Source organism: Aminobacter sp. BA135 (assembly GCF_050859125.1).
GTDB classification, from domain to species: Bacteria; Pseudomonadota; Alphaproteobacteria; order Rhizobiales; family Rhizobiaceae; genus Aminobacter; species Aminobacter ciceronei.
In genome coordinates this window covers 585,087-601,456 of record NZ_CP139572.1, presented here as the reverse complement: position 1 = coordinate 601,456, position 16,370 = coordinate 585,087, and the positions used below count along the sequence as shown (strand labels likewise).

Genomic DNA, 16,370 nt, shown 5'->3' with positions numbered 1-16,370 from the left:
CTGAACGGGGCCGGCGCTGGCGCGCTGGCAGGGTCAGTTCGTCTCGACAGCTTCCTTGCACAGCCGGCGCAGCAGCGCTTGCGTCGTCTCGATGTCGCCCTTGATCGCCTTGGCGGCGGCACGGGCGTCGCCCGCATCCATAGCCTCGATCAGGTCGCGATGATGCGAGCTCGGCTGGTACTTGCCGGAGACCAGAACCGGTTCGATATGGCCCGACAGCATGCGCATATAGGGGCCGAAGCGCAGCCACAGGCTCTGGATGAACTGGGTGATGACGGGCGAGCCGCAGCAGTCGTAGACGGCGAAATGCAGCTCCTGGTTCCGGGCCAGCATCTCTTCGAGATTCCGGTCATTGGCGGCGGCCTCATGCTCCTCGACGAGATGCCGGAAGGTCTTGCGGTCGGCCGGCGTCGAGCGTTCGGTGGCGAGCTTGGCCGCAAGCGTTTCCAGCGCTATGCGCGTCAGGCACAGATCGTCCAGTGCCGCCAGGCTTACGGTGGGAACCTGCGCCGAGCCGGTGGTCAGCACCACCAGCGCGTTCTCCGCGATCAGGCGACGCAGCGCCTCGCGCACCGGCATGTGGCTGGTCTTGAACGTGTCGGATAGCATCGCGATGGTCAGTGTCTGGCCGGGATCGAAATGACCCGACATCAGCGCCTTTCGCAGCTGCCGGTAGATACCGTCCTGAATCGTCGAGCGCGACGAAACAGGCTCCAGGAAATCGACGCTCATCCAGCTTCCTCTTTTGATCAAACGATGAATGTGCACATAGCATAGAAATCGCGCCGCGCGGTATCAAGCCGGCACGACGCGCATGAACTGTTTGCCTGCGAAGGCTCTACCAGTCGACCGGTTGGCCGAGGCCCCTGTCGGTCGCGTTACTCACGGCGCGGATGGCCGCCGCGGCGTCTTCCACGGCGATGCCGAGCGACTTGAACACCGTCAGCTCTCCGGATGACGACCGCCCGGAATGCAGCCCGGCAAGCACCTCGCCGAGCTCGGCACGGGCATGGTCGGGACCGATCACGCCGCGTTCGAGCGGCTGCAGCAGCTCGCCGCACTCGATGGCGGCCTGGCTGCGCGAATCGACGAAGAAGGCCGAGGCGGCGACGATGTCGTCGCCAAGCTCGCGCGCATTGCGATTGCTCGAGCCGACGGCATTGATGTGGCAGCCTGGCTTCAGCCAGCCAAACTCGACGATCGGCTCCTTCGATCCGGTCAGGGTGCAGATGACGTCGGCGTCGGCCACTGCCCCCCGAGCGGTGTCGGCCACCTCGGCGCCGCTTCTGCGGGCAAGCTCCTCGAGCTTGTCGGGCGAGCGGCCCCAGAGCACGAAGACAGCGTCTGGGATGACATGGCGCAGCGCTTCGACATGCATCTCGGCCTGCGTTCCGGTGCCGAGGATGGCGACCGTCCTGGCGTCGGGCCGGGCCAGCGCCGCCGTTGCCACGGCCGAAGTGGCTGCGGTGCGGCGGGCGGTGATTTCGGTGGCGTCGAGTACGGCGCGCAGCTGGCCGGTCTCGCCGTCATTGAGCAGCACCGCCCCCTGGTGGTTGTCGAGGCCGCGCGCCGCATTGTCATGCGCGACCAGCACATCCTTCAGGCACCAGAGCTTTTCGCCGCCGGCCAGCGAGAAAGTCGGCATCAGCCCCATCAGCACCTCGCCGGGGCCGGCATTGAGCTGCTGGCGCGGGAACAGCCGGTAGCCGCCGGTGGCGAAATCAGCGAGTGCTGCGCGCATCGCGTCGATGCAATCGGCCATGGGCAAGGCGGCCGCAACAGCCCGCCGGTTGAGGATCAGCATTGAAAATGGCTCCTTTGCGAGGCCAGACAGATATGCCGTCATATCAGGCGATTACAATCCCTGGCGCCGGTCCTGCCACCTAGCCTGGGCGATGGCGACCGACGGGGCAGCGGCTGCGAAGCTGCGAAACGGCAGGGCGCGCGGCGAAGCCTGGGGGATTGGCAACGCGTCGAGCGGCGTGCCCGATGCAGCCTCGGCCAGTACCTCGCCGAGCATCGCCGTCAGGGCGATGCCACGGCCGTTGCAGCCGATGCCGCCGATGAAGCGCGGACCGAATTCATAGACATGTGGCAGGAAGTCGGTGGTCATGGCGGCGGTGCCGCGCCAGATGCTTTCCACGGCAGGCAGTCGCGGCAAGCCGAGTTCGGCCTGCAGGCGGCCGGCGATCATTGTTGCCATGCGCGGTTCGGCGCCGAGCGGAAGCATCGACATGCCGCCGCTGATCAGCCGGTTGTCGCGGTCGAGCCTGAAGGTGAAGAGGTTGGCACGCGTGTCGGCGACGGGGTTCCGCTCCGGCGAAATGCGCCGTACCGTGACCTCGTCGAGCGGGGCGGTCGCAATCTGGTAGACGCGCAGCGGCACGACGATGCGGCCGAGGCGGCGGGCAGCGCCCTGTTCCGAGGCATTGGTGCATAGCAGGACCGTATCGGCGTCGATCGTGCTTTGTCTGCTGGTCAGCCGCCAGCCATTGCCTGATCGTTCAACGGCATGGACAGCTGCGCCCTCGTGGATAACGGCACCGGCGTTCATGGCTGCGTCCGCCAGCCCGTAGGCGTAGTTGAGCGGATGCAGCGTGCCGCCACTGCCGTCGATGAGGGCACCGGCATTATGCCTGAGGCTGGCGCGGCGGCGCGCCTCTGTAGCGTCGAGCATGAGCACCGGACGACCCAGCGCCTGCCAGGCTTCCGCCCGGCGTTCGAGAATGCCGAGCATCTTTTCCGAGTGCGCGACGTGCATCCAGCCGACCTGCTCGGCATCGCAAGCGATGCCATATTCGCGGATGGTCGCGTAGACGCGATCGCCGCCGCCACCGATCATCTGCAGCAGCCTGTAGCCGCGTTCCTCGCCAAGCTTGCCAACCACCGCCGCAGGGTCTGCCTTGGCGAAATTCGGTACCACGAAACCTGCATTGAGCCCGCTCGCGCCGCTGCCGATCATCTCTGCCTCGAGCACGGCAACACGCGCGCCGCGTCGGGCGAGGTGGAGTGCAGCGGTCAGGCCGGTGAAGCCGGCGCCGATGATCGCGACGTCGACCTTGCTTGTAGCGCGCAAGGGCTGGGTGACAGGGGCCGGATTGGCGGTTTGCCACCACACCGTACGCATGTGTTGGTGCGGCGTGCTCTGTGCGGTGGTCATGATGTCGCGAATTCCGGCAGGCAGAAGGCGGTGACAGGTGGCAGCGGGCCGACAAAGGCGGCGATCTCGACAAGGCACGTCTGGGCGCTGCAGCCTTGCGACAGGCCGGACGCCGGCACGTCGAGCGTCAGCACGTTCGGGTTGCCATGCTTTTCAAGCCCGGTCTCAGGGTCTGGATCGAACCAGGCACCGGTGTTGAGTCGGGCCACGCCGGGCATGATGTCGCCGGTGATCGTCACCGCCGCCAGGCAGCGGCCACGCTCGTTGTAGAGCTCGACGATCTGGCCCTCTTCCAGCCCCCGTTGCGCGGCATCGCCAGGGTTCATGTAGACCAGCTCGCGGCCATTCGACTTGCCGCCGGCACTGTAGGGGCTGGCGTCGAGCTGGCTGTGCAGCCGGCGCGCCGGCTGGTCGGTCAGAAGGTGCAGCGGATATCTGGTGGCGAGCCCGCCGCCCAGCCACTCCGCCGGTGGCATCCAGGTCGCATGGCCGGGGCAGTCGTCCAGGCCGAAGCCGGCGATACGCTGCGAGAAGATCTCGATCTTGCCCGACGGTGTACCGAGCGGTTTGCGCTCCGGATCGGCGACGAAATCGGCAAGCATGGTCACGGGACGGTCGAGCGGGGTCAGGTCGATCAGCCCGTCGCGCCAAAAGGTTTCGAAATCGGGCAGGTCGAGCCCCCGCGCGCGATTGAGCGGCCGGCATTCCTCGTAGAGCCGCGACAGCCAGCCGGCGGCGTCGAGCCCTTCAGAGAAGGTTTCGCCGCAGCCGAGTCGCTCGGCCAATTCGGCGAAGATGGCGTAGTCGTCGCGCGCCTCTCCCGCCGGCGGCACTGCTTGCTTCATCGCAACGATGAAGGCCTCCAGCGTCGCGGAACCGATATCGTCGCGTTCGAGCGAGATTGTCGCCGGCAAGACAATGTCGGCGCGCTTGGCTGTCGGCGTCCAGTACTGCTCGTTGACGATGACGGTGTCGGGCTTCTGCCAGGCCGTGAGCAGGCGGTTGAGATCCTGGTGATGGTGGAACGGGTTGCCGCCGGCCCAGTAGATCAGGTGGATGTCGGGGTAATTCTGCGTCTTGCCGTTGTAGGTGAAGGGCGCGCCGGGATTGAGCAGCATGTCGGCGATGCGCGCGACAGGAATGAAGTCGGGAATGCCCGGCTTGAGCTGCGACAGCGTCGGCCCCTTGATGCGGGTGTGGGCGCTGCCGACAAGATTTGCTGCGCCATAACCGACACCGAAACCGCCGCCGGGAGTACCGATCTGGCCGAGCATCGCCGCCAGCGTCACCACCATCCAGTAGGGTTGTTCGCCATGGCTGGCGCGCTGCATCGACCACGAAACATTGAGCATCGTGCGTGCCGATGCCATGTCGCGGGCAAGATCGACGATGGTTCCGGCCGGCACGCCGCTGATCGCTTCGGCCCATTCGGGTGTCTTCGGCACACCGTCGGTGGCTCCGGCGAGATAGGGGACGAAGGTTTTGAAGCCGGTACAGCAGCGTTCGAGGAATGCCTTGTCGTGCAGGTTCTCGCTGAACAGCACCCAGGCCAGCGCCAGCATCAGGGCGGTGTCGGTGTTGGGCCGGCAGGCGATCCATTGCGCCGCATCGGCGACCGTGCCGAAATTGTCGCGCACCGGGCCGATGTTGACGAAGCGCGTGCCGGCCGCGCGCATGCCGGCCAGGCCCGCCGGAACGCCGTGCAGCGCGACGCCGCCGGCATTGATCTGTGAATTCTTGACCGGCACGCCGCCGAAGCTGACGAACAGCTCGCAATGGGCCGCCAGCGTGTCCCAGGAGGAATGGCCGGCCATCAGTTCGTCCATGCTCGCAACGATATGCGGCAGCACGACGTTGGCCGCACCTAGGCTGTAGGAATCGACATGCCGGACATAGCCGCCGGCGGCATTCAGGAAGCGGTGTACCTGGCTTTGCGCGTGGTGAAAGCGACCGGCACTCGACCAGCCATAGGAACCACCGAAAATCGATGCATTGCCGTAGGTGGTGCGTACCCGGTCGATCTCGGCGGCAGTGAGGTCGAGCGCATGGTCCCATTCGACTTCGACGAAGGGATCGATGCCGCGACGCTCCGGTGAAGCCCCCGGGCCATGCTCGAGCCAGCTCTTGCGTATGGCCGGTCGCCGGACCCGGAGCCTGTCGAGCGCTGGGTCGAGTTGATAGAGGCCGATCGGGCTCGGGTCCCGATCGCGCCTGAATGGCTTAAGGGCGGGCAAACCGTTTCCACGGGGTTCGACCTCATAGGTGCCCCAGTGGGATAGCGTGTAGCTGGTCATGCCCGTCCGGTGCCTGTCTTAACCGTCGATTTCCGCGAACAGCTTCTTCATGTCCTCGTTGCCGATGGTCTTGTCGATGACCAGTTCCTCGCCTTCGATGTGCCACGATAGTGCCGGGCCGCTGATGTCACCATTGACGTCAAACTCGATCGGGCCGAGCGCACCGACATATTTGATCGGCTTGCCTGCCTTGATCAGCTCAAGCGCCTTCTTGAACTCGGCAGGGCCGGTGCCGATCGCCTCACCGTCGGGTGCCTGCGTCTTGCGGATGGCGTCACGGATCGAAGCGCCCTTCAGGTCGGGCGCGATGTTCATGGCGAGGCCGAGGATGGTCACGGCGTCATATTCGTTGGAGATGCCGGGGCCGTCGGCGCTGGCGTTGTGGGCGGCCTTGAAGGCTGCCTTGAACTGCTCGAGCGAGGGGCTTTCCGCCGAGGCGTTGTCGGTGCCGAATGCCTTGTTCAGATACTTGGCGCCGACGGCCTTGACGAAGTCAGGGCTGCGCAGGGCGTTGTTGAGGATCAACTCCTGCGAGCCGCCGAGCGAAATCCACTCGCGGGCAATGGTGGCGCCGTCCTGCGGGAAGGCGACGAGGAACATCGCGTCCGGCTTCTCGGCCAGTGCCGCCGACACTTCGGCGCGATAGGACGCCTGGTTTTCGTTGAAGGCCACGGCCTTGACCACCTGGCCGCCGAACTTCTCGGTTGCCTTGGTGAAGTCCTTGACCAGGCTCGCGCCGTAGTCGGTGTTCACATAGATCATGGCGATGCGCTTGAGGCCGCGGTCGGCGGCGATCTTGGCCGGCGGATAGGCGAGGTTCTTGACGCTCGGGAAAGTGCGGAAGAAGAAGCCGCCGGTCTTGCCTTCCTGGGCAAGCGTGGTCAGCGTCGGCGCCGAGGCGCAGCAGGCGATCTGCGGGATCTGCGAGGGTGCAGCCACTGAAGTCAGGATCGGGATGGTGACGCCGCTGCCGATGCTGGCCGACAGTGCCTTCACGCCCTCGACATCGACGAGGTATTTGGCGGCGTCGACGCCGACATTGGGCTGGCCCTGGTCGTCGCGCAGCACGAACTCGACCTGGCAGCCCTTGACGCCGCCGCCCTCGTTGATGTTGGCGATGGCGAGCTGGGCGCTGTTGGCGATGTTCTTGCCGACGGCACCCATCGAGCCGGTCAGCGACAGCACGCCGCCGATCTTGACCGGGCATGCGGCATCTTCGGCCATTGCCGAGGTGGTGGAAAATGCGGTTGCTGCAAGCAGGCTGGCCAGCATCAGGCCCTTGGTTTTGTTCATCAGTCCGTTCCCCTTGTTTGGATGATGGTAGCCGCGTGCTCGTCTCAGGCCTTGGTGCCCGTTGGTCAAGCCGTCGCGGAAACGTTCCTCACTTCCATCATTTGATCATAAGCGCACAAAATTTTGCGGTTGTAAAGCGAGGCCGGAAGACATGGAATTGAGGCGACAACTGCGGGGGAAGTGTCGAAATACATGATTGTAATCAGATGTTTGATTTATTTTGCAGCGGCTTTCGTAGCCGCGTGTCGCAGCAGAAGAACGAAGCGTCCGCATTTCAGATTTTTGTAGAATCTGTGCCGGATCGGAAGATTTTCACCTGCCCTGAAGCCGAACGCAGGCACGCTGCGGCGGCCTGCCGGGGCCAGGGTCAGGCCCGCTGGCATCTCGACAGCTGCCCCGTGGTCAACCAAATCCGGCCGGAACCATGCATGCGGGGATATTCTAGCTTGAAGGATGCCGGCTGTGTTGGCATCTGACCAAAAATAATATTTGCAAATGCATATGACTTGATTAGGCTGAAGCAAACCTGGCCTTCCGGACCGGGCAAAGAGGAGGAGAGCCAAGATGACAGCCAACCAGACGCTGGCGGATTTCGCGTCGGCAATCGCCACGGGCGCGGTCCAGATCGTCGACCTGACCGCGCCGCTGGGGCCAGATACGCCGGTCCTGTACCTGCCGCCGGATTTCGCCAAGAACACGCCGAAGTTCAAGATGCACGAGATCTCGCGCTATGATGCCAACGGTCCGTGGTGGGCCTGGGGCTGGATGGAGCTCGGCGAGCACACCGGTACCCATTTCGATGCCCCGGTGCACTGGATCTCCGGCAAGGACGTCGCCCAGGGCACCACCGACACCGTGTCGCCGCAGTCCTTCGTAGCACCTTGCGTCGTTATCGACTGTTCGAAGGAGGTCGCCGCCAATTCGGACTTCCTGCTGACTGCCGATGGCGTGAAGGCCTGGGAGGCCGTGCATGGCCAGATACCGCGTGGCGCCTGGGTGCTGATGCGCTCGGATTGGTATCCGCGCAACACCTCGACCGAGGCCTTCCTGAACGCCGACGAGAATGGCCCGCATACGCCCGGGCCGAGCGTCGATTGCGTTCGTCTTCTGGTCGAGCGCGGCGTGCTCGGCTTCGGCAACGAATGCGTCGGCACGGATGCCGGCAGCGCGGTTGCGATGGATCCGCCGTTCCCCGCGCACAGCCTGCTGCTCGAAGTCGGCAGCTACGGCCTCGCCAGCCTGTGCAACCTCGACAAGCTGCCGGCCACGGGTGCCGTGCTGGTCGTGGCGCCGCTCAAGATTGTCGGCGGCACCGGCAGCCCGGTGCGCGCCTTCGCGCTCGCGCCACGCGCCTGATCAAGCCTCATTGGGGACTGCGGCGGCTCCCACCGCCGCTGTCGCCGCAAGCTGGATGGTACCAGCCGTCTTGCGGCGTAGGGCCGGGTTGCCTTTCGGCGCCCGGCCTTTTCATTTGATGCCAGGTGAGAGGCTCTGGACGGTTGCCGGATAATCGGCTTCATGGCAATCCGAACAGCGTCGAACTCCATCGAGCCGAACGGGTAGCAATGGTCACGAAATACTTCACCGGGTCGTTCAGGGAGGCTGGCGACGGCAACCGTCTGCCCAGCCTCGGCGAAATCGGGCTCAACCGCTTTGCCCCGCACCTCATCAACCGCCTGTCGGCAAGCTACAACGCCAATCTGCAGGAACGGCTGCGCCCGCTCGACCTGACCACCCCGAAGATGCGGGCGATCGCCCTTCTGACGATCTCGCCCGGGCTGACCGTCAACGAGCTGTCGTTCCTCGCGGTTGTCGAACAGTCGACGATGAGCCGTACGCTCGACGCGCTGGAGGAGCAGGGCTTTGTCCGGCGCCAGTCGCGCGCCGACGACATGCGCGTTCGCGAGGTGCACATCACCGACGCCGGCCGCGATGTCTTCCAGCAGTTCTGGCCGGTGCTGTTCGGCATCTTTTCGCAGCTGTTCGAAGGCATCGAGCCCGACGAATACGATGCCTTCATCGTCACGCTGCACAAGGTTCTGCGCAACATCGACCGGATCGGCGGCGGCGGTGACGCAACGGTCAAGAACGGCGACGGAAAGGCCGACGCCGAGACTTAAGCTACGGCGCGAGCGCGTCAGGCGAAGCTGCGGACCGTCGCCAATGCGCCGTCGAGCGACTTGCCGGCCTCGTCCTGCAACGCCGCCTGCACGAGGCGCTTGAGCCAGGTTCCGCCATCCTCACGCCCCTTGAGCAGGGGCACCGCCGACAGCACCTTGTCGAACTTGCCCTGGCCGCGGCTGTGGGTGTCGGAATAGCCCTTCACCAGCCGACGGCTGCCGACCACCGCTGACGCCAGCTCATAATTGGCGGGCAGCAGGGATGACGCCATTTCCAGCCAGCTTGCGATATGCGCCATCTCGCGCTTGTGGCGCAGCATGGTGCGGCGTATCGGCTTCAGGCTGGAGAGCGCATAGAGTGCCAAAAACCAGCCGACGGTACCGGTGCGCACGCGCCGGCCCTTGCTGAACAGGCGCTCCAGCAACTTGAGCAGTGCCGGGCGGTTCTCGATGAACTGGCCGAGGGATGCCGGCATGGTGCCGACAACCTCCTCGGCGCGCGGGTGCATGTATTCGGTGGTGTAGACGAGCTGCTCGCCGGTGGCGCCGATCTCCTTGCGGACGCGTTCGAACCGCGTCGCGCGCGTCTTCAGGTCGGCGACGCGCACGACATCGTCATAGGCCATGGCGATGGCGAGATATTTGGCGATTTCCTGGCTGAAGCCGAAGTTCCTGGTTTCGCCGCCGGCGTTTCGGTCAAGCGTGAGCAGGCGCGACGCGGTGTCGAGATACTCCTCGGCATAACGCGGGTCCTGGAAGTCGACGAGCTTCTTCGCGCCGGCATAAAGCATCGGCGCCAGCACTGGCGGGAACTCGGAATGGATGCGGTCGAGCAGCCGGTCAAGCTTTGGATGACCGACCGACAGAGGTGCGACCGGCAGCAGCTTTTCAGGCTTCCTGGCGACGTTATCAGGCGTGCCGTCGCGGGCCCGGTCGAAGGCGGCGCCAAAGGCACGCAGGCTGGCCTCGACGCCCTTGCCGCCGGCGCGCACCGCAGCCTCGAAGGCCTGGCGGGTGAACGGCAGGACATTGGCGCCGGCCAAGGCGCCGAACATCGCCGACGAGATGACGCTGCCATTCTTTTCGGCCAGCGTCTGCATGTCGAAGACAATAGTCTTCCTGGCCGCGACGCCAAAGGCGTCGACGACTGCCAGGGGATCGCCGGTACCGTCGCCCGGCACTTCCTTTTCGCCGACCGCATAGGCGCGGTGGGTCGAGGCGATCAACGTCGTCTTGTCCGGCGTGACCAGTCCACGCAGCATCGAGCGGCCGGCTTCCATGAATTCGGCTGCCAACACGACATCGACGTCGCCAGGCGTCGGCATCAGTGACAGCACCGGCATCTGACTGCCTTTGGGCTTCAGCATCTCGACGTAATAGATCGTGGCGCCGGTGCGCTGGGCGACGCCGGGCACAGAGGTCGACTGGGCGACCCAGCCCTCTGCCTCGGCGAGCGCCACCACCCAGTCGGCGAGCACCCCGCCGCCTTGCCCGCCCATGGCAAGGATGGCCAGTGAGATCGGCTTGTCGTCGGCGGATATGGTGGTCATTGGACTGCTCATGTCGTTCACCCGAAGACCACGCGCCTGGCTTCGCGGCGGCGCTGCAGGAAGCCGATGACGGCGGTGCGCAGCCTGGCTGCGAAACGGTCGCGCCGGGTGGGGTTGTAGATGATGTCGGCGCGATAGAAGGACGGGCACAGCACCGCCGCCTCCGAGACTTCGCCGCAGTTGCCGCAGCCGACGCAAGTGTTGTCGATCGCCACCACCGGATCGTCGCGCAGCGGGTCGTCGGTATGCTTGAGCGACAGCGACGGACAGCCTGACAGGCGGATGCAGGCATGATCGCCAGTGCAGGTGTCCTCGTCGACGCCGAAACGTTCGCGCACCATGCGCTGGCCGGATTTCACCGCCTTGGAGAACAAGGGTTTTTCGCGGCGCTGCCGGTTCAGCATGCACTCCGAGGAGGCGACGATGATCTTCGGCCCTTCCTCCTTCGAGGTCAGCGCCTCCTTCAGCGTGTCGCGCATCTTCGCCACATCATAGGTGCGGTCGATCTGGCGCACCCATTTGGCGCCGATGCCTTTCACCGCCTTGACGATCGAGTTGTTGGTCGAGCGCTCCGGATTGTCGGCGCGTGACGACAATATGTCCTGCCCGCCTGTCGCCGACGAATAGTAGTTGTCGACGACCATGATGACGCCGTCATGCTTGTTGTAGACGGCGTTGCCGACCGAGGTGGTGAGCCCGTTGTGCCAGAAGCCGCCATCGCCCATCACCGAGATGGCGCGCTTGCCGGCGTCGACATTGAAGGCCGAGGCGGAGGCCGGGCCGAGGCCGTAGCCCATGGTGGAGCCGCCGATGTTGAACGGCGGCAGGATGGAAAACAGGTGGCAGCCGATGTCGGCCGAGACGTGGTGTTCGCCGAGCTCCTGCTCGACGAGCTTCATGGCGGCGAAGATCGGCCGTTCCGGACAGCCGGTGCAGAAGCCGGCGGGGCGCGCGGGCACGACGGCGTTAAGCGCCTTGACCTTCGGATCGGCAAGCACCGCATCGGCGCTGGGCAACGGCGGGCGGTTGCCGAGAAGGGCTACGGCATGCTCCTCGAGAAACGCCTGGATGCCGTTCATCAGCACGGCTGCCGTATAGTCGCCGCGGATCGGCAGCACGCCCTTGCCGGCGAGCCTGGTGTTGATGTCGCGCCGGCGCAGGATCGAGTTCACCGCCTGCTCGAGATAGTCGGGGTGCCCTTCCTCTACCATCAGCACGGCGCGTTTGCCGGCGCAGAATGCCGACACCTCGTCGTCGATCAGCGGATAGGTGACGTTGAGCACATAGAGCGGGATTGCCGTGTTGCCGTAGGCGTCGGCGAGCCCCAGCAGTTGCAGCGCCCGCATCACCGAATTGTACATGCCGCCTTGCAGGATGATGCCGACATCACCCGCGTCGGGGCCGAACCATTCGTTCAACTTGCGACTCTTGATGAAATCGATGGCCGCCGGCCAGCGTTTCTCGATCTTCTCGCGGTCATGCACGGTGATCGACACCGGCGGCAGCACGATGCGGTCGAGATCGCGCACCGGATTCTCCAGCGCCTCCTTGATTGTGAATTCAGGACGCTTGTTGTCCTTGGCGACGAACTGGCCATGCACGTGGCAGGCGCGGATGCGCACCTGCATCATCACGGGCGTGTTGGACGCTTCCGACAGTTCGAAACCGTCTTCGACCGATTTGACGATCGATTCGAGATTGGGGCGCGGGTCGAGCAGCCACATCTGCGACTTCATCGCGAAGGCATGGCTGCGTTCCTGCGGGATCGACGAGCCCTCGCCATAGTCCTCGCCGAGGATGATAAGCGCGCCGCCCTTGACGCCGCTCGACGCCAGGTTGGTCAGCGCATCGCAGGCCACATTGGTGCCAGCCGTCGATTTCCAGGTCACCGCGCCACGCAGCGGGTACATCACCGAAGCGGACAGCATGGCGGCCGCAGCGGCTTCGGAAGCGGAAGACTCGAAGTGCACGCCGAGCTCGTCGAGCACCGGCTTGGCGTCGGCGAGAACGTCCATCAGATGCGAGATCGGCGAACCCTGGTAGCCGCCGACATAAGAGACGCCGGACTGCAACAGCGCCTTGGTGATGGCGAGGATGCCCTCGCCGCGAAAGAGATCGCCCTCACCGAGCTTGAGGTCTTCGACCTCCCGCGCAAAAGACCGTTCCGCCATGTCGACCCTCCCAGGCGTGGCAAGACCGCTGCCACCATGGCTCGACGCCCCTCAGGGCCGCCAGGCTTGCCGGGCGTCGAGCTGCATATCTATGAAAATGCATATTCATGAAAATGCATGGATCTGTCAATCACTGCGGGACGGATCATAGCGTCAAAAGATTAAGCAGCCGAACGGGTAGCGATCTTCCTTGGTCGACGCGTCTGATGCATGTCTGTGCATATATAAACGATCACCCAGCGTCACGGCGTGCGACTGCAGCGCCAAAAGCTCCGCTTAGCTGGCTGGCCGATGCCAGCGCAGCGACATGCAGGATAGGCCGGCGTCGATCTTGCCGATCTCGGTCGTCTTGAGCGGCACCACATTGTAGCCGAGCCGGTCGAGCATCTCGATGGTGCGTGGATAGTCGGAACCCACCATCACCACGCCGTTGACACGCAGCGCGTTGGCGGCTGGCTCCTCACCTGCCGGGATGGTGACTTGCCGGAAGCCATCGAACACACCAGAACGGCCGAGCCTTTCGGTGGTCAGCATCGTCTCTTCGTCGAGCAGCGAGCAGTCGGTTTTGAAATGCAACACGCCTTCCGGGGTCTGCACGATCTCGCCCTTGCGCCCGAGGCGGTCGAGGCTGGCGACGAGGCCTTCGGCACCGGCGCGGTTGGTGCGGGCCGACAGCCCGATCATCACGCTCCGGGGCGTGGTCAGTACGTCGCCACCGTCGGCGAAGCCTGATGACGGCAGGTCGAGCACGGTGCTGAACATCGCCTTCAGTGTCGGGGCGATTTCTGCGGTTTCCCCGACCCGGGTCTCGGCGCCGGGCCGGAGCAGGATCGCACCCTCAGGGAAAACCAGTGCGGGGTCCTCGACGAAGATCGAGTCGGGGAAGTTATCCAGCGCCGGCAGCACTGTGACCTTGACGCCCGCCGCCTGCATGGCTGTGATGTAGGCCGCGTGCTCCGCCTTGACGCCTTCATAGGTCGGGTTGCCGCGATCGTCGGCGCGCAGGCCGTTGACCACGGAGCGCGCCGGCTCGCGCACGATCGCCGCGTTGAATTCGTAGACGGCTGGCTTCGATGTCATGCGGCGGGCTCATCTTGCTGGTTTGGATTGACCGCAGCCTGCCCGAAACCATCTGGCATGTCGACGGGCAGGACATGGGCCAGGGTTGCGGATGCGTCACTGCCCGCGTGCGCGTCGAAACTCGCTCGGCGATTGGCCTGAAATGCGGTGGAAGTCGCGGCTGAAATGATAGGGATCGGCATAGCCTGAGCTCAAGGCCACCGCAGAGATCTTGGCATCGGAGGAGGTCAAAAGCCGCTTGGCGAGGTTCATGCGTTCGTGACGAATCCAGTCCATCGGCGTGGTGCCGGTCTTCTGGCGGAACTGGCGGTGCAACTGTGAGGCGCTGAGGCTGGAAATGTCCGCCATGTCCTCGATTTGCCAGTTGCGGGCGATGTTGGCCCTCAGCGCCCGCATCAGCCGCTGGATGCGCTCGCTGCTGTCTTCCTCCTGCTCGCCGCGTTCGGCGACCAGCAGCGCGATCAGCTGGCCGACAATGGCGCTCGACAGCGCGTCGGTGGTCTGGCTGCGATGGCCGAGCGTGCCGATCGCCTGCTCGAACAGCGGCTCGGCAGTGCTCGATCCCGAAAAGACCGGCGACTGGCCGACACGCAGGAAGGCGAACACCGCGTCGAGGCCGTGGCCGTCGATACTCATCCAGAAATAGTGCCAATGGTCGGCCTCGGCGTGGCAGCCATGGGCATATTGCATCGCCGTATCGAGCCAGACGACGCTTCCGGCTCCGGCGGCGAAGCGCTGACCTCCGATCTCGATCAGGCCGCGGCCTGAGATGGTCAGGATAAGCGTGTGGTGGTGGAAGCGCCGCGTCACCAGCCCGTCGTTTGCGGTAAAGTGCGTGCGCCCGGCGACCAGGATCTTGTAGGGATAGGCCTCGGCGTGCCTCCCAGGCGTGTGGAACAGGATCTCGTCGCGGTGGTCTTTGGTCATTTTTGCGCAGGCCGGTAAGCTCGTCCGTTGCCAGCGTTGTAGTGGCATGTCGCCGACGATGCGAGTTTTATCCATTAAGGCGCGACTGGGGTGCATTCATATCGGCGCCGTTGGCGCTAGCCTATGACGACAGCTGCCGCATCGTGGTGGCAATCCGGTTGGAGCGACAAGATGGCGACCGCTACCCCAAAGGCAAGCGTATCAGGCTCGGCATTCGAGCCGCTGTCGCGCGCCTTCGCCCAGAACCCCTATCCGGCCTATGCGGCGCTGCGCGACAAGGGTGAGCCGCAGTTCTTCACCGACTTCGACATGTGGCTGGTCGCCCGCTTCGACGACGTCGCCGGCATCGCTCGCGACAACTCGATGGTGCGTTCGCCCGAATTCTTCATGTCCGAAGAAGAGATCACTGAGCAGAAGCGCCGGCAGAACTGGCTCGACATGCCACACCATCAGCGCTTCGTGCAGTTCTCCATGCTCGACAGCGACGGCGCCGTGCACGACCGGCTGCGCAAGCAGGTGTTCCGCGAGTTCACGCCTGTTTTCATCGCCCGGCAGCGTGGCATGATTCAGAGTTTCGTCGACAAGTTGGTGGACGGCCTGATCGGCAAGGGCGAGATCGACTTCGTCGAGGACCTCGCCGCCCAGGTGCCGGGCCACATTATCGGCCGCGTGCTTGGCGTGCCTGATGAGGATTGCCCGCAGCTGCGCGTCTGGTCGGAACGGGTTGTCCAGTTCTTTGACATCAATCGCTCCGACGAGCGCAAGGCATTGGCCGAGCAGGCGACGACCGAATTCTACCACTACCTGCTCAAGCTGATGGCCGAGCGCCGCACCGCACCGCAGGAAGACCTGATCACCCGGCTGATGGCGGCGCAGGATGCCGGTCTCCTCAATGAAGACGAGCTGGTCTCGACCTGCATGCTGATCCTGATGGCCGGCCACGGCTCGACCATCGACGTGCTCGGCTCTGGCATGCATGCGTTGCTGCGCTTTCCCGATCAGATGGAGCGGTTGCGACAGGACCCGGGCCTGATCCACACGGCGATCCAGGAGATGTTCCGCTTCGAATCGCCGCTGCCCTTCTTCCACCGTTACTCGACCACCGACTGCATGGTCGGTGGCAAGGCGTTCCCGCGCGGCACCAAGTTCGGTCTGCTCTATGGCGCCGCCAACCGCGACCCGGCAGCCTTCGGCGAAGACGCCGGCAGCTTCGATGTCGGCCGCAACCCCAACCGTCACCTCGCTTTCGGCGGCGGCGCCCATTTCTGCCTCGGCAACCATCTGGCGCGCCTCGACATGGAGGTGATCTTCACCACGCTGATCAAGCGGCTGAAGTCGATTTCGCTCGCCGAAGCCGAGCCCCAATACAAGCCCGGCCTGTCCGTGCGTGGCCCCAAGGCGCTGCGCCTGACGCTGACCCCGGCCTGATTCAGGAGATAACTTATGTACCGCGTAACCTTCGTCGATGCCGACGGCCAGGCAACCGAACTCACGGCCAATGAAGGCCAGAGCGTTATGTCGGTGGCCGTTGCCAACGGCATCGACCAGATCCTCGCCGAATGCGGCGGTTCCTGCGCCTGCGGCACCTGCCACTGCTATGTCGACGAGAGCTGGACCGAAAAGCTGCCGGCAGCAGACGATTCCGAGCAGGGCATGATCGAATGCCTGATGAACCCGACGGAGCGGAGCCGGCTTACCTGCCAGCTCAAGATGTCAGCCGCCCTCGACGGCCTCGTCGTGCACCTGCCGCGCGAGCAATATTGAGCGTGGCCGCC

13 protein-coding genes are annotated in these 16,370 nt (G+C 64.8%); 4 read left to right on the top strand and 9 right to left on the bottom strand.

What is annotated here, in order from left to right; all coding sequences use genetic code 11:
* Positions 1 to 33: 33 nt before the first annotated feature.
* From SLT36_RS02880 to SLT36_RS02860, 5 genes are all read right to left on the bottom strand, one after another.
* Positions 34 to 732, bottom strand: coding sequence for a GntR family transcriptional regulator (locus tag SLT36_RS02880; protein ID WP_115729894.1), 699 nt, complete (start codon positions 730 to 732; stop codon positions 34 to 36).
* A 106-nt stretch (positions 733 to 838) separates the two neighbouring features.
* Positions 839 to 1,804 (bottom strand): ornithine cyclodeaminase family protein, encoded by a 966-nt coding sequence (locus tag SLT36_RS02875; protein ID WP_432285736.1) that lies wholly within the window; start codon positions 1,802 to 1,804, stop codon positions 839 to 841.
* Between the two features lie 51 nt (positions 1,805 to 1,855).
* Positions 1,856 to 3,160 (bottom strand): NAD(P)/FAD-dependent oxidoreductase, encoded by a 1,305-nt coding sequence (locus tag SLT36_RS02870; RefSeq protein WP_432285735.1) that lies wholly within the window; start codon positions 3,158 to 3,160, stop codon positions 1,856 to 1,858.
* A complete protein-coding gene (locus SLT36_RS02865) occupies positions 3,157 to 5,454 on the bottom strand; it encodes a molybdopterin guanine dinucleotide-containing S/N-oxide reductase (protein WP_432285734.1) in 2,298 nt (765 codons plus the stop codon). The genes SLT36_RS02870 and SLT36_RS02865 overlap by 4 nt, the downstream gene beginning before the upstream one ends.
* 18 nt (positions 5,455 to 5,472) lie before the next feature.
* Positions 5,473 to 6,747, bottom strand: coding sequence for an ABC transporter substrate-binding protein (locus SLT36_RS02860; RefSeq protein ID WP_432285733.1), 1,275 nt, complete (start codon positions 6,745 to 6,747; stop codon positions 5,473 to 5,475).
* A gap of 564 nt (positions 6,748 to 7,311) precedes the next feature.
* On the opposite strand from SLT36_RS02860, the gene SLT36_RS02855 reads away from it, so the two are divergent.
* The gene (locus SLT36_RS02855; RefSeq protein WP_432285731.1) at positions 7,312 to 8,103 is read left to right on the top strand and encodes a cyclase family protein; all 792 of its coding nucleotides are present in this window, start codon (positions 7,312 to 7,314) and stop codon (positions 8,101 to 8,103) included.
* Between the two features lie 209 nt (positions 8,104 to 8,312).
* Positions 8,313 to 8,867 (top strand): MarR family winged helix-turn-helix transcriptional regulator, encoded by a 555-nt coding sequence (locus tag SLT36_RS02850; RefSeq protein ID WP_154385213.1) that lies wholly within the window; start codon positions 8,313 to 8,315, stop codon positions 8,865 to 8,867.
* A gap of 17 nt (positions 8,868 to 8,884) precedes the next feature.
* On the opposite strand, the gene SLT36_RS02845 is transcribed toward SLT36_RS02850, so the two are convergent.
* The 4 genes from SLT36_RS02845 to SLT36_RS02830 all read right to left on the bottom strand — a co-directional run bounded on the left by SLT36_RS02845 (position 8,885) and on the right by SLT36_RS02830 (position 14,595).
* On the bottom strand, positions 8,885 to 10,417 hold the full coding sequence (locus SLT36_RS02845; protein ID WP_432285729.1) for an indolepyruvate oxidoreductase subunit beta family protein: 1,533 nt from the start codon (positions 10,415 to 10,417) through the stop codon (positions 8,885 to 8,887).
* A 17-nt stretch (positions 10,418 to 10,434) separates the two neighbouring features.
* Positions 10,435 to 12,588 carry a thiamine pyrophosphate-dependent enzyme gene (locus SLT36_RS02840; RefSeq protein WP_432285727.1) on the bottom strand — a complete coding sequence of 718 codons (2,154 nt, stop codon included), beginning with the start codon at positions 12,586 to 12,588 and terminating at the stop codon, positions 10,435 to 10,437.
* Positions 12,589 to 12,864: 276 nt separating this feature from the next.
* Entirely contained in the window at positions 12,865 to 13,668 is an 804-nt protein-coding gene (locus SLT36_RS02835; RefSeq protein ID WP_432285725.1) for a dimethylarginine dimethylaminohydrolase family protein, read from the bottom strand.
* Positions 13,669 to 13,764: 96 nt separating this feature from the next.
* Complete coding sequence (locus tag SLT36_RS02830; protein WP_432285724.1) at positions 13,765 to 14,595, bottom strand: helix-turn-helix domain-containing protein; 831 nt, start codon at positions 14,593 to 14,595, stop codon at positions 13,765 to 13,767.
* Between the two features lie 171 nt (positions 14,596 to 14,766).
* On the opposite strand from SLT36_RS02830, the gene SLT36_RS02825 reads away from it, so the two are divergent.
* On the top strand, positions 14,767 to 16,023 hold the full coding sequence (locus SLT36_RS02825; protein WP_432285723.1) for a cytochrome P450: 1,257 nt from the start codon (positions 14,767 to 14,769) through the stop codon (positions 16,021 to 16,023).
* A gap of 15 nt (positions 16,024 to 16,038) precedes the next feature.
* Positions 16,039 to 16,359, top strand: coding sequence for a 2Fe-2S iron-sulfur cluster-binding protein (locus tag SLT36_RS02820; protein WP_067955512.1), 321 nt, complete (start codon positions 16,039 to 16,041; stop codon positions 16,357 to 16,359).
* Positions 16,360 to 16,370 lie beyond the last annotated feature (11 nt).

What these genes read in the sequence shown, in the direction of transcription:
- SLT36_RS02835 (WP_432285725.1), bottom strand. Translation starts at nt 13,668, where the DNA reads ATGACATCGAAGCCAGCCGTCTACGAATTCAACGCGGCGATCGTGCGC.
- SLT36_RS02880 (WP_115729894.1), bottom strand. Translation starts at nt 732, where the DNA reads ATGAGCGTCGATTTCCTGGAGCCTGTTTCGTCGCGCTCGACGATTCAG.
- SLT36_RS02860 (WP_432285733.1), bottom strand. Translation starts at nt 6,747, where the DNA reads ATGAACAAAACCAAGGGCCTGATGCTGGCCAGCCTGCTTGCAGCAACC.
- SLT36_RS02850 (WP_154385213.1), top strand. Translation starts at nt 8,313, where the DNA reads ATGGTCACGAAATACTTCACCGGGTCGTTCAGGGAGGCTGGCGACGGC.
- SLT36_RS02845 (WP_432285729.1), bottom strand. Translation starts at nt 10,417, where the DNA reads ATGACCACCATATCCGCCGACGACAAGCCGATCTCACTGGCCATCCTT.
- SLT36_RS02855 (WP_432285731.1), top strand. Translation starts at nt 7,312, where the DNA reads ATGACAGCCAACCAGACGCTGGCGGATTTCGCGTCGGCAATCGCCACG.
- SLT36_RS02820 (WP_067955512.1), top strand. Translation starts at nt 16,039, where the DNA reads ATGTACCGCGTAACCTTCGTCGATGCCGACGGCCAGGCAACCGAACTC.
- SLT36_RS02865 (WP_432285734.1), bottom strand. Translation starts at nt 5,454, where the DNA reads ATGACCAGCTACACGCTATCCCACTGGGGCACCTATGAGGTCGAACCC.
- SLT36_RS02870 (WP_432285735.1), bottom strand. Translation starts at nt 3,160, where the DNA reads ATGACCACCGCACAGAGCACGCCGCACCAACACATGCGTACGGTGTGG.
- SLT36_RS02840 (WP_432285727.1), bottom strand. Translation starts at nt 12,588, where the DNA reads ATGGCGGAACGGTCTTTTGCGCGGGAGGTCGAAGACCTCAAGCTCGGT.
- SLT36_RS02825 (WP_432285723.1), top strand. Translation starts at nt 14,767, where the DNA reads ATGGCGACCGCTACCCCAAAGGCAAGCGTATCAGGCTCGGCATTCGAG.
- SLT36_RS02830 (WP_432285724.1), bottom strand. Translation starts at nt 14,595, where the DNA reads ATGACCAAAGACCACCGCGACGAGATCCTGTTCCACACGCCTGGGAGG.
- SLT36_RS02875 (WP_432285736.1), bottom strand. Translation starts at nt 1,804, where the DNA reads ATGCTGATCCTCAACCGGCGGGCTGTTGCGGCCGCCTTGCCCATGGCC.